The sequence below is a fragment of the Saccharopolyspora rhizosphaerae genome (genome assembly GCF_003931915.1).
GTDB lineage: Bacteria > Actinomycetota > Actinomycetes > Mycobacteriales > Pseudonocardiaceae > Saccharopolyspora > Saccharopolyspora rhizosphaerae.
In genome coordinates, this window is sequence record NZ_RSAA01000011.1 from 79454 (window position 1) to 91798 (window position 12345).

11 protein-coding genes are annotated in these 12345 nt (G+C 70.8%); 6 read left to right on the plus strand and 5 right to left on the minus strand.

Annotated elements, in window-relative coordinates:
- The first annotated feature begins 9 nt into the window (after positions 1-9).
- The 3 genes from EIL87_RS12830 to EIL87_RS12840 all read left to right on the plus strand — a co-directional run bounded on the left by EIL87_RS12830 (position 10) and on the right by EIL87_RS12840 (position 3834).
- Entirely contained in the window at positions 10-2001 is a 1992-nt protein-coding gene (locus tag EIL87_RS12830) for an ATP-binding protein (protein ID WP_125090595.1), read from the plus strand.
- Positions 1998-3158 carry an acyl-CoA dehydrogenase family protein gene (locus tag EIL87_RS12835; protein ID WP_125090597.1) on the plus strand — a complete coding sequence of 387 codons (1161 nt, stop codon included), beginning with the start codon at positions 1998-2000 and terminating at the stop codon, positions 3156-3158. The genes EIL87_RS12830 and EIL87_RS12835 overlap by 4 nt, the downstream gene beginning before the upstream one ends.
- Before the next feature lie 64 nt (positions 3159-3222).
- Positions 3223-3834, plus strand: coding sequence for a TetR/AcrR family transcriptional regulator (locus EIL87_RS12840; RefSeq protein WP_407690538.1), 612 nt, complete (start codon positions 3223-3225; stop codon positions 3832-3834).
- A 15-nt stretch (positions 3835-3849) separates the two neighbouring features.
- Here the strand turns inward: EIL87_RS12840 and EIL87_RS12845 are convergent, their stop codons facing one another.
- Together EIL87_RS12845 and EIL87_RS12850 are read right to left on the minus strand one after the other, a co-directional pair.
- Positions 3850-4311, minus strand: a complete 462-nt coding sequence (locus EIL87_RS12845; RefSeq protein WP_233576213.1) for a L,D-transpeptidase — start codon at positions 4309-4311, stop codon at positions 3850-3852.
- A 158-nt stretch (positions 4312-4469) separates the two neighbouring features.
- Positions 4470-5504 (minus strand): C40 family peptidase, encoded by a 1035-nt coding sequence (locus tag EIL87_RS12850; protein ID WP_125090601.1) that lies wholly within the window; start codon positions 5502-5504, stop codon positions 4470-4472.
- A gap of 459 nt (positions 5505-5963) precedes the next feature.
- Between EIL87_RS12850 and EIL87_RS12855 the strand changes: the two genes are divergently transcribed.
- On the plus strand, positions 5964-6956 hold the full coding sequence (locus tag EIL87_RS12855; protein ID WP_125090603.1) for a glycoside hydrolase family 18 protein: 993 nt from the start codon (positions 5964-5966) through the stop codon (positions 6954-6956).
- Positions 6957-6973: 17 nt separating this feature from the next.
- The gene (locus EIL87_RS12860) at positions 6974-7933 is read left to right on the plus strand and encodes a chitinase (protein ID WP_125090605.1); all 960 of its coding nucleotides are present in this window, start codon (positions 6974-6976) and stop codon (positions 7931-7933) included.
- Between the two features lie 39 nt (positions 7934-7972).
- On the opposite strand, the gene EIL87_RS12865 is transcribed toward EIL87_RS12860, so the two are convergent.
- A complete protein-coding gene (locus EIL87_RS12865) occupies positions 7973-9079 on the minus strand; it encodes a serine hydrolase domain-containing protein (protein ID WP_125090607.1) in 1107 nt (368 codons plus the stop codon).
- Positions 9076-10392 carry a flavin-containing monooxygenase gene (locus EIL87_RS12870; RefSeq protein WP_125090609.1) on the minus strand — a complete coding sequence of 439 codons (1317 nt, stop codon included), beginning with the start codon at positions 10390-10392 and terminating at the stop codon, positions 9076-9078. The genes EIL87_RS12865 and EIL87_RS12870 overlap by 4 nt, the downstream gene beginning before the upstream one ends.
- A gap of 92 nt (positions 10393-10484) precedes the next feature.
- On the opposite strand from EIL87_RS12870, the gene EIL87_RS12875 reads away from it, so the two are divergent.
- Positions 10485-11120: a TetR/AcrR family transcriptional regulator gene (locus EIL87_RS12875; protein WP_233576214.1), complete on the plus strand. Its 636-nt coding sequence runs from the start codon at positions 10485-10487 to the stop codon at positions 11118-11120.
- A 494-nt stretch (positions 11121-11614) separates the two neighbouring features.
- Here the strand turns inward: EIL87_RS12875 and EIL87_RS12880 are convergent, their stop codons facing one another.
- Positions 11615-12328: a hypothetical protein gene (locus EIL87_RS12880; RefSeq protein ID WP_125090613.1), complete on the minus strand. Its 714-nt coding sequence runs from the start codon at positions 12326-12328 to the stop codon at positions 11615-11617.
- Positions 12329-12345 lie beyond the last annotated feature (17 nt).

Consider the following 12345-nt stretch of genomic DNA (forward strand, 5'->3'; position numbering starts at 1 on the left):
GTCCCCGCGATGATCACCCACGTCCTGGTCGCCAACCGCGGTGAGATCGCCCGGCGCGTCTTCGCCACCGCGCGCCGCATGGGCCTGGCCACCACCGCCGTCTTCTCCGACGCCGATGCCGCGGCGCCGCACACCGCCGAGGCCGACGTGGCGACCCGCCTTCCCGGCGACGCCCCCGGCGAGACCTACCTGCAGGTCGAGCAGCTCGTGCAGGCCGCCCGCTCGACCGGCGCCGACGCCGTGCACCCCGGGTACGGCTTCCTCTCCGAGAACGCCGCTTTCGCGCAGGCCGTCTCCGACGCCGGACTGCGCTGGATCGGCCCGCCGGTCAAGGCCATCGAGTCGATGGGGTCCAAGGTGGAGGCCAAGGCGCTCATGGCCGACGCGGGAGTCCCCGTGCTCCCCGAGCTGGACCCGCAGGCGGTCACCGAAGCCGACCTGCCGGTGCTGGTCAAGGCCTCCGCCGGGGGCGGCGGCCGCGGGATGCGGGTGGTGCGGGCGTTGTCCGAGCTCCCGGAGCAGGTCGACGCCGCGCGACGCGAAGCCGAGTCCGCCTTCGGTGATCGGACGGTGTTCTGCGAGCGCTACCTGGGTACCGGCCGGCACGTCGAGGTGCAGGTCCTCGCCGATCAGCACGGCACGGTGTGGGCGCTCGGCGAGCGGGAGTGCTCGATCCAGCGCAGGCACCAGAAGGTCGTCGAAGAAGCACCCTCGCCGCTGGTCGAGCGCACCCCGGGCATGCGGGGGCGGTTGTTCGAGGCCGCGCGGCTCGCAGCCGCGGCGATCGGCTACGAAGGCGCCGGCACCGTCGAGTTCCTGGCCGACGAGCACGGCGAGTTCTTCTTCCTCGAGATGAACACCCGGCTTCAGGTGGAGCACCCGGTCACCGAGAACACCACCGGGCTCGACCTGGTGCGGTGGCAGCTGAAGGTCGCCGACGGTCACGCCCTGCCCGCCGAGCCGCCCGCCTCCCGCGGGTGTTCGATCGAAGCCCGCCTCTACGCCGAAGACCCGGCGCACGACTGGCGTCCGCAGAGCGGAACCCTGCAGCGCCTCGAACTCCCCGGCACCGCAGCGGAGTTCGCGGTGCTGACCGGGCCGGGCATCCGGCTGGACTCCGGTGTGACCGGTGGTGACGTGGTGAGCGTCCACTACGACCCGATGCTGGCCAAGGTGATCTCCTACGGCGAAACCCGGGAGGAGGCGGCGCAGCTGCTGGCCGCGGCCCTGGCGCGGGCGAAGGTCCACGGCCTGGTCACCAACCGCGACCTGCTCGTGCGGGTCCTGCAGCACCCCGCGTTCCTCGTGGGCGACACCGACACCGCCTTCTTCGACCGGCACGGCCTCGACTCCCTCGCCCGTCCGCTGGCCACCGACGACACCGCCGACCTCGCCGCGGTCGCCGCCGCGATGGCCGCGGCCGCCGAGAACCGGCGCACCGCACCGGTCGGCGCGCACCTGCCCACCGGCTGGCGGAACCTCCCGCCACTGCCGCAGACCAAGACCTTCACCTGCGGGGACCGCGAGATCGCCGTGTCCTACCTCGCCACGCGCACCGGCGTCGAGTTCACCGACCACCCCGGGCTCACGCTGGTGGAGGCGAGCCCGACCCGCGTCGTGCTCGACGTGCCCGGTGAGCACGGCCCGCTCCGCCGGGCCTTCGAGGTGGCCCGCTACGGCGAGCACGTCCACGTGGACTCCCCGCTCGGCCCGGTCGCGCTGGTGCGCGTGCCCCGCTTCACCGATCCCGCCGAGCGGCTCACCGAGGGCTCGCTGCTGGCGCCGATGCCGGGCAAGGTCATCCGGCTCGCCGCCGCTGCCGGCGACCAGGTCACCGCGGGCCAACCGATCCTGTGGCTGGAGGCGATGAAGATGGAGCACACCGTCGCCGCCCCCGCAGACGGCGTGCTCACCGAGCTGAACGTGGCAGCGGGACAACAGGTCGAGCTGGGTGCGGTGCTGGCCGTGGTCGACACCCCCGACTGCGAGGAGAACGCATGAGCTTCATCGAAACCGACGAGCAGGTGGAATTGCGCGACTCCGTCGCCAAGCTCGCCCAGCGCTACAACCACGTCGACTACGTGCTGCCCAAGGCCCGCGCGCGCGAACCGCTCACCGAGCTGTGGAACGAGGCGGGACGGCTCGGGTTCCTCGGCGTCAACATCCCTGAGGAGTACGGCGGCGGGGGCGCGGGCATCTACGAACTCGCACTGGTCCAAGAAGAACTCGCCGCGCACGGGGCCGGGTTGCTGCTGGTCGTGGTCTCCCCCGCCATCTGCGGCACGATCATCACCAAGTACGGAACGCCGGAGCAGAAGCAGCGCTGGCTGCCCGGTCTGGCCGACGCCACCACCACGATGGTCTTCGCCATCACGGAACCCGACGCGGGCTCGAACTCGCACCACATCACCACCACCGCCCGCCGCGACGGCGCGGACTGGGTCCTCCAGGGCCAGAAGGTGTTCATCTCCGGGGTCGACCAGGCGGACGCGGTGCTCGTCGTCGCGCGCACCGAGGACGCCAGGACCGGCAAGCTCCAGCCCGCGTTGTTCATCGTGCCCACCGGCACGCCGAACTTCGTGGCGCAGCCCATGGAGATGGACATCGTCGCGCCGGACCGGCAGTTCACGCTGTTCCTCGACGACGTCCGGCTCCCGGCCGATGCGCTGGTCGGCGAGGAGGACGCGGCGCTGATGCAGCTGTTCGCCGGGCTGAACCCGGAGCGCATCCTCGGGGCCGCCATGGGCACCGGCACGGGCCGCTACGCGCTCGCCCGGGCCGTCGAGTACGCCAACCAGCGGCAGGTGTGGAAGACGCCGATCGGAGCGCACCAGGGCATCGCCCACCCGCTGGCGCAGCACAAGATCGAGGTCGAGCTGGCCAAGGTGATGATGCAGAAGGCCGCCACGCTCTACGACGCCGGTCACGACGTGGAAGCCGCCGAAGCGGCGAACATGGCCAAGTACGCCGCCGCCGAGGCCAGCATCGCCGCTCTCGACCGCGCCATCCAGACCCACGGCGGCTCGGGCCTCACGGCCGAGCACGGTCTCGCGGCGATGCTCGGCACCGCTCGCATCGCGCGGGTCGCGCCGGTCAGCCGTGAAATGATCCTCAACTACGTGGCCCAGCACAGCCTGGGCCTGCCGAAGTCGTACTGAGCGGCCGCAACCCGTTCGGGAGCGGCGTGACGCCCGCGGCGCTGCGGGTTGCGAGAGTGGGGGGATGAGGAGCATGACGTCGCGCGAGCCGAAGCAGGACCGCAGCCGGGCGACCCGGCAACGCCTGCTGGAGGCCACCATCGACTGCCTCGCGACCCAGGGCTGGGACGCGACGACGGTCACGGCGGCCGCTCAGCGCGCGGGTGTCTCCCGCGGTGCGGCGCAGCACCACTTCCCGGCCCGCGAAGACCTCATCACCGCGGCCCTGGAGCACATGTTCGACGCGCGGATGGCCGAGATCCGCGCGGAGGGCACCCGGCTTCCCGACGGACCCGGCCGCACCGAAGCCGTGGTCACGCGGGTGGTCGACTACTTCACCGGCGACCTGTTCAAGGCCGCCTTGCAGGTGTGGACGGCCGCGGCCGCCGATCCAGCGCTGCGGGAGCGGATCGTTCCGCTGGAGGCCAAGTTCGGCCGCACCGTGCACCAGGTGGCGATCGAGATGCTCGGCGCCGACGACACCGATCCCACCACCCGGCGCCTGGTCCAGGCGACCCTCGACATGGCGCGGGGTCTGGGGCTGGCCGACGTCCTCACCGACGACTCGCCGCGCCGGAAGAACATCGTCGCCCAGTGGGCGAAGACCCTCGACGACGCGCTGCCGGACCCACGCTGAAGCACGGGTCCGGCGTCACGGCACGACCTGGACCTCGTCCCCGACCTTGAGCTCGCCGAAGAACACCTCGGACGACTTCTTCGACAAGTGGAGGCAGCCTGCGGAGCGCTCGGTGAGGCTGCCCTGGTGGAACGCGACGCCGGTGTCGGTGAAGAACACCGAGTTCGGCATTGGCGCGTCGAACTCCTTGCTGTGGTGGTCCTGGTCCTTCCACGTGACGTGGAAGGTGCCGACCGGCGTGGGCGAGTCCGGGCGCCCGCCGAGCGCCGAGGCCTCGCCGTAGTAGACCTCCCCGGCGCGGATCAGCCACGCGCGGTTGCGCGAGAGGCTCACGCACGCGTGCGCGGTCGTCGTGCACGGCGTACCGGGGACCAACCGCGGTTCGGCGGCCGGTGGTTCGGCCACCGCGCCGGTGGCACCGAGCGGCAGCGCGGTGGCCGCAGCGGTCACCGACACCATCGCGATCCTGCTCAACATGCGTTCTCCCAGCCATTCCCGCCTCGCCCGGAACCCCGGTTCACACGAGGAGGCACCAGGTTGGTGGCGTGCGGTGATCAGATCAGCGCACACTGTAGCGGAGGTGCGGGGTTCCGAAGCGCGGGCCGTGCGAAGAGCGCCCGCGACGCCCAGACCGATCAGCCGGAGACCCGGCGCACCGAGTGGACGTCGCCCATGTACTTGACCTCTTCGACGGTCACGTCCTGGCCTTCGGTGGGTGCGTGCACCATCTTGCCGTTGCCGATGTAGATGCCGTCGTGGCTGGCGGAGCTGTAGAAGAAGATGATGTCGCCGGGCTTCATCTCCGACTGCGAGACCGAACGCCCCACCGACACCTGCGAGCGCGTCGAGCCCGGCAGCTCGACACCGGCCTGCTTGTAGGCCCACTGCACCAGCCCGGAGCAGTCGAACTGGCTCGGCCCCTTGGCGCCGAACACGTACGGCGATCCCTGCTTGCTCAGCGCGGCGTTGACCGCCTTGATCCCCGCACCGGAACCGGTCAGCTGGCCGACCGCGCTCTTCACCCCGGACAGCGCGTCCTTGTCCTTCTCGCTGAGCTGGTTGTACTGCTGCTTGACCTTGGCGACCTGCGAGTCCATCTCCTTCTTGCGGCCCGCGATGTCGCCTTCCAGCCTCGCGGCGTCCTCCTCGGCCTTCGCCGCACCTGCGCGGGCGCCCCACGCTTGCTTGCGGGCGTTCTCGGCGCGGTGCGTCGCGTCGGCGTAGGCGTGCACGGACTTGGCGTTGTGCTGCGACATCAGGTCGAGCGTGGAGGCCCGGTCCAGGAACGCGTCCGGTGTCTCGCTGCCGAGGACGGCCGCGATCGAGTTCATCTGGGAACCCTTGTAGGAGGCCTTGCTGAGCCGGTCGACCTGGCCCCGGAGCTGCTCCTCCTGCACGTGCGCTTCCTGCGCGACGCGGTCGGCCTGCTGCGCCTCGGCGTGGAACCGGTCGAGGTCGCGGCGCTTGGCCTCGTGGTCGTCCTGCGCCTTCTTGTAGTCCTCGGTGAGCACCTCGGCCTGGCGGGACAGGTCGCGCAGCTTCTGCGCCGCCTGCGATGCCTCGCCGGACTCGGGTTCGGCCGTGGCCGGGGTACCGCCGAGCACCACGGAGGACAGCGCGGCGGCCGCCAGGATCGCGGTGCGTCGCGGAGCCGGTTTGGCGTGGGACATGGAGGCCGATCACTCCTTCGAGTGGGTATTGCGGCAGTGGGCGGTCACCCTAGATCCCCGTTCCGAGGCCCACCAGCACCGGTGCAGCGGGCTCGAAACTCGTGTGCGCAGGGGAAACCCGCCAACCGGCGGCACGACCTCCGGGTCGTGCGGACCGCTGGCCGATGGTGATCCTTCGCACGAGGCGGATCCGCTAACGCGGAGCAGGCTCAGAACGACGTGCCGCGGCGTCCAGCGCAACCGGGTGCTGCACGCGGAGTCCCCGCGTACCGCACGTCGGCCGAGGATCGTTGCGCAGTCCCGCCAAACTGGTCTAGACCCATTGACGCGGTGATCGGGCGCCCCTACGTTCTGCCGAGCCGGCAGCGGACCTCTCCGCAGCGCACATCCGGGGCCGAGCGCGCCGCGCTCCGGGATCGATCCACGACCAACGGGTCACCACGAGGGGAGAGCCCTGGGATGAGGCAACCGGTCCGAGGGGCCGCGCTGGCGGCCGGACTCCTGGTGCTACCGCTCGCAGGCGCGATGCCGGCTCGGGCCGCGCCCGGCGAGCTCAAGGCCGCGCCGTGCTCCATGCCGCTGGACAACGAACCGCAGGACATCGTCGAAGCGATCGAGGCCAGCGGGCAGGACGACCACATCTTCGCGTTCGTCCTGGCCCCGTCCACCGACTACTGCACGCCCACCTGGGACGGCAAGGCCGACCAGGAGGTCGCCACCGACACCGCCGTGAAGGCCAAGGCCGACGCGGTGCGTGCCGCCGGCGGCACCCTCTCCGCGCCCTTCGGCGGCTACAACGGCATCGAGCCGCCGGCCGCCTGTCCCGACGCGACCGCGCTGGCCGACGCCGACCAGCAGCTGATCGACACGTACCAGCTGACGCCCATCGACCTCGACATCGAGGGCGACGACCTCGGCGACGCGCCCGGCGAGACCAACCGCTTCGACGCGATCAAGCTGCTCCGGGAGCGCGACCCCGACCTGCACGTCACGTTGACGCTGCCGCTGACCGGCGTCGGCCTCACCGAAGCGGGCACGGCCGAGATCCAGCGCGCCGCGGACGTGGGTGCCGAGATCGACCTGTTCCAGCTCGTGGACTTCGACTACGGCGGCCCGGGCGAAGACATGGCGAACAGCGCCACCTCGGTCGCCGAGGCGTTCCACGCGCAGCTGCGCGAGTTGCACCCGGAGCTCGACGACGCCACGGCCTGCGCGCGCACCGGCCTGATCCTCATGAACGAGCACACCGACCAGCCGTCGGAGCTGTTCACCCAGGACACCTTCCGCGCACTGCTGGACCACGCCCAGCAGAAGCAGATCGGCCGCCTCTCCTCCTGGTCGCTCAACCGCGACCGGGCCTGCACCCAGCCCGGCGGCTGGGTCGACGGCGGGTGCAGCAGCGTCGAGCAGCAGCCCTACGACTTCGCCAAGATCATCGCCGAGTACCAGTGAGCCCCCGGAGGACCACCATGCGCATCCCCCGCACGCTCGTCACGACCCTCCTCGCCGGTGCGGTGCTCGCGCTGGCCGCGAGTCCGGGCCTCGCCCAAGACGCCCCACCGGAGATCACGACCGCGCCCTACGTCGACGTGATGCAGGACAAGCCCACCCTGCCCGAGGTCGCCGAAGCCACCGGACAGCAGCACTTCACGCTCGCCTTCGTGCTCGGCAGCGCCGCCGGGTGCACGCCGATGTGGGGCGGTGAGCGCCCCGTCGACGACCCGGCCATCACGGGCCAGATCGACGCACTGCGCGCCATGGGCGGCGACGTCATCGTCGCCACCGGCGGCGCCACGGGCCCGTACCTGGAGAGCGTCTGCGGCACCGCCGGCGAACTGCTGGGCGCCTACAAGACGATCCTCGACGCCACCGGGGCCAACCACCTCGACGTCGACGTCGAGGCCACCATCCCGCAGGACCTCGTCAACGAGGCGCTGGCCACGCTGCAAGCCGAGCGCGGCACGAAGGTCAGCTACACGCTGCGGGTGCAGGCCGACGACACCGGGCTGGACCCCTACTCGGTGCAGGTCCTGCAGAGCGCCGCCGCGCACGGCGTCGACGTGCTGGTCAACCCGATGACCATGGAGTTCGGCTCGCAGAAGCCGTGGGGCGACGCGGTGATCGCCGCGGCGGAGAGCACGCTGCGGCAGATGGCGGACATCTGGCCGGACCTCAGCGAGACCGATCTCAGGGCGCGGCTGGGCGTGACGCCGATGATCGGCCGCAACTTCAACGGCAACGTCTTCACCCAGGACCACGCCCGCCAGCTGGTGGACTGGGCGAAGGCCAACGGCACCGGCCTGCTGGCGTTCTGGTCGGCCGGCCGGGACAACGGTGACTGCCCGGGCGGCGCGGTGTCTCCGACCTGCAGCAGCATCGAGCAGCAGCCCTTCGAGTTCACCACGATCTTCCAGGGCTTCGGAGCGTGATCGGCACGGCGTCGGCGGCGAAGACGGCCGCCGGCACCGTCACACCTCAACGCAGTCGTAGGTGGTGCGCACGTAGTCGCGGGTCTTGGCCGCGCCGACCAGCCCGGCCGCCATCTTGTTCATCGCGTAGGCGATGGTCATGCGCCGGTCGAGGTCGTTGACCACCACGGCACCACCGTTGCCGACCCACCAGCAGATGCGCCCGGAGGGCGTGGGCATCAGCTCCGGCGCGGGCAGCGCATAACCCGTGCCGAACGGGATGCGGTGGCCGAGAACCCGGTCCGGCGAATCGGATTGGACCTCGAAGATCCGCTCGATGACCTCCGGTGACAGGTAGCGCTTGCCGTCGACGACGCCGCCGTGCGAGACCACCGACTGCACGCGCGCGACCGAACGGGCGTTGCCCTGGCCGTTGAGCCCGCCCAGTTCGGCGCCGAGGAAGTCCCGCGTGGTGGTGACCTTCATCGAGAACATCGGGTTGAGCAGCGCCCGCTTCCCGAACTCGTCGAGGTCGGGGGCGTGCGGCGGCGACTTGAGGACGGCGACCCGTTCGTCCACGGATTCCGGTGCGCCGAGCCAGTAGTCGGCACCCAGCGGTTCGGCGAAGTCCTCGCGCAACACCGCACCCGCGGTGCGTCCGTCGGTTCGCTGCACGAGTTCGCCGAGCAGGTGGCCGTGGCTGATCGCCTGGTAACCCGAGCCCTGCCCCGGTTCGAACCACGGTGCCTGCGCGGCCAGCAGCGCCGCCGCCCGGCGCGTGTCGCAGAGGTCGGCGAGGGTCATCTCCTGGTCCCAGCCCGGAAGTCCGCTGGTGTGCCCGAGGACGTGCCGGACCAGCACCTCGGACTTGCCCTGGACGGCGAACTCGGGCCAGTAGCGCGCCACCGGCGCGTCCAGGTCGATCGTCCCCGCGTCGGCCAGGCGCAGCACGACCAGCGCGAGCATCGTCTTGGTCACCGAGAAGGTGTTGACCAGGGTGTCCCGCTCCCACGGAACGTCGTTCCGGGCTTCGCCGCCCCAGAGGTCGACCACCGTCTCGCCGTCCTGGACGACGCAGATCGACGCACCGCGCTCCTCGCCTTCGGCCAGGTTGCGCTCCAGGAGGTCGCGCAGCGGCGCGAAGCGGGGGTGGCAGTGACCGTTCATCTCCGTGCTCGCTTCCTGCCTGCGGCGATCTCGCGGTGCAGATCGCGGACGTACCGGGCGAAGTCGAGCTGGATCGTGTGCCGGGGCGAGTTGTAGTACTGACGCAGGTGCGTGCGCTCGTCCCCCACCGTGGTGCGCCGCATCTCCGCTGCGCCGGGTAACCGGTACTCGCCGGTGAGGTGCGCGGCGATGAGCTTGCTCTGCTGCTCGGCCAGGTTGACGATCGTCGGTGAGGCCTGCGCGAGTCCGGCGAAGTACAGGTTGTCGACACCCGGCCTGAGGATACGCTTGAACAGCGGGAAGCGGTGTTCAGCGTCGGGCTGCAGCTCCGGGTCGTCGAAGAACGGGAAGCGGATGTTGTAGCCGGTGGCGTACACGATCACGTCCGCCTCGACCCGAGTCCCGCCGGTGCACTCCACCACTGGACCGTTCAGCCGCTCGATTTCGGGAACGCAGGTCAGATCGCCGGAACCAGCCTTGGCCAGGAAGTCGATGCTCACCGAGGGGTGCGCGGCGAGCGGTTCGTGGTCGGGTTCGGGCAGGCCGTAGTCCCGCATCGAGCCGACGTTGCTCCTGATGGCCTTGCGCGCCAACCGGAGCGCCAGCGTTTTGGGCATCCACGGTGGCATCATCAACTTGTCCGCCGGCTTGCCGCCGCGGTACTTCGGCAGCACCCACACACCGCGTCGCGCCGAAACCCAGACGTGCTCGGCGATGGAGCGGTGCGACAGCTCCGCGGCGATGTCCAGCGCGGAGTTGCCCATGCCGACCACCACGACGCGCTTGCCGCGCATGTCCACCGGCTCGAACGGGCTGCGGTAGGAGTGGCTGTGCAACGTGACGCCGTCGAACTCGCCCGGGTACTCCGGGGTTCTCGGGTCCCAGTGGTGCCCGTTGGCGACGACCAGCGCGTCGTACTCACGGGTTTCACCGGTGCTCAGCCGCACTTCCCAGCGCCCGTCCGGGGTGCGCGCGGCGCGGTCGACCCGGGTGTTGAAGGTGATCGTCTCGCGCAGCCCGAAGTGGTCGACGTAATCGCGGAAGTACTGGTGGATCAGCGTGTGGTGCGGGAAGTCCGGCCAGCCCTCGCCGGCTGGGAAGTCCTCGAACTGCAGGCGGGTGGTGGAGGTGTCGATGTGCAACGACTCGTAGCAGGCGGAGCGGCCGTTGGGGTTGTCGAAGTACCAGTTGCCGCCGACGTCGTCGGACTCCTCGAAGCAGTCGTACCGAACTCCGGCGTCACGCAGGCGTTTGGCCGTGGTGAAGCCGGAACACCCGGCGCCGATGATGCAGACGACCGGATCGGAACCCATCGACAACCTCCTCGTCGCGATGTGATCGCCGATCGACTCTCCCACTTCGCTGACGCGGTGTCCAGTGAGTGCACAGCGGTATGGTCAGCGTCGTGACCGACTCCGAGCGCCCCACCTTGCGCCAGCAGCAGAAGCAGCGGACCCGCACCGCGTTGCTGGAGACCGCCCGGCGGTTGTTCGTCGAGCGCGGCTACGCGGCCGTCACGATCGACGACATCACCAGCGACGTCGGGTGCAGCAGGGCGACCTTCTACCTGCACTTCAGCGGGAAGCCCGACGTGCTGCGGCGGATCAGCGCGGAAACCGCGCAGCAGCGCGCGGTGTCGGTCTACGCCGACCTCGACGAGGTGCTCGGCACCGGCACCCGGGCGGAGTTCACCGCGTGGTTGCGCCATGCGGTGGAGTGGTTCGAGGAGAACCGGGACATCCTGCCGGTGTGGGACGAGGCGGTAGCCCTGGAGCCCTCCTTCCGGCCGATCGCGGCGGAAGCCGTCGCGGAGCTGCCCGCGGCGATGCCGCGCTACCTCCAGCGCTGGGGCGAAGCCCGGAGCGACGAGGCGCGGCTGCGGGTCGGACTCCTCGTCACGCAGCTGGAACGCTTCTTCACGCGCTGGGCCGTGCAGGGCACGCTGGACGTCGCCGACACCGATCCCGCGGAGACCCTCACCGACATCTGGTTCCCCGCGCTGCTGCCACCAGAGGCGCGCCACTCCGACCTGGGGCGTTGAAAGGCGTTCGCGGCCAGTTCGTCCCGCACCATGACGGTGTTGATCACCCCATCCAGCGATGCCGATTCGCTCGCATTGTCGAGAGCCAGCGGGCATCATTTAGCACATGAGTTCGACACCGAAGCTTTCCGCATCCACCCGCCCGACCCGGCTTTCGCGATCGTCCACATCGGGCGGTGGGCCGCACCATGCCGATCCCATCAGGCCCACCTCGAGGCATCCGCTGCGGTGGGCGCGGCACGGGCCGTCACGATCTCGGGGCCCACCCGTGGCATGACCACCTCGCACCGACCTCCGGGCCGGTTGACCCGTCGTGCCTGCGGGCCTTGCCGTTTGACAACTCCATCAGCGGAAGTCGGACCGGAGCTCACCTCACGGTCGCCGCGCGCACCGGTGGGAGCGCGCGGCGACCGCGCTGGTGAACGGGTTCGTGAAGTGCCTCGGCCTTCCGCGCGCAAGGCGCGGTCAGCGCAGGAGCGGTGACCGGGGGCGATTCAGTTCGGCGGGGTGATCGCCTGCGGTCGCGGCTCGTCGTCGTCGACCTTGTCCTCGCCACGGCGGCGGAAGAACTGGAACCCGGGGATGCCCGCGATCGCCCGGCGGACGTCGTAGGTGACCTCCAGGAGTTCGTGGATCTCCGGACCGACGCGGTCGAGCGTCCGCAGGATCGGCAGGATGTCGGTGAGGACGTGCTCGGTGAGCTGCGGCAGCTCGTCGACCAGCCGGATCGCGGCGTCGACCTCGGCTTCGGAGAGCTCCTCGACGAACCGGTCGAGCAGCGGTGCCGCCTTCTTCGCCGTCGGCGCGTAGGTGTTGAGCAGCTCGTCCGCGCTGGTGGAGGTGCGCCGGACGTCCTCGACGGTCTTGGCCGCCTCGTCGGCCACCCCGCTCGCCCGTCCGACCACGGCTTCGGCCTGCGCCGAGACCCGGCTGGCGTCGGCCACGATGGGAGCCGCGGCGACCGCGACGGCCCGCGCGTCCCGGATCACGTCTTCGGCGTCCCCCACGGTGCCGCCGGCCCGCTGGACCAGCTCCTCGACCTGGTCCACCACCTTCGAGATCCGGCCTACCAGGTCCTCGGCTTCACCGAGGAGTCCGAGGACGCGGGCGGGAGCGGTGACCACGGCGGACGCGGAGTGGGTGGCCCACCCCACCGTGGACTTCGCAAGGCCGAGGACGTCGGAAGGCGTGGGTACGCGAGGCAGCATGGCCCCCACTCTGCACA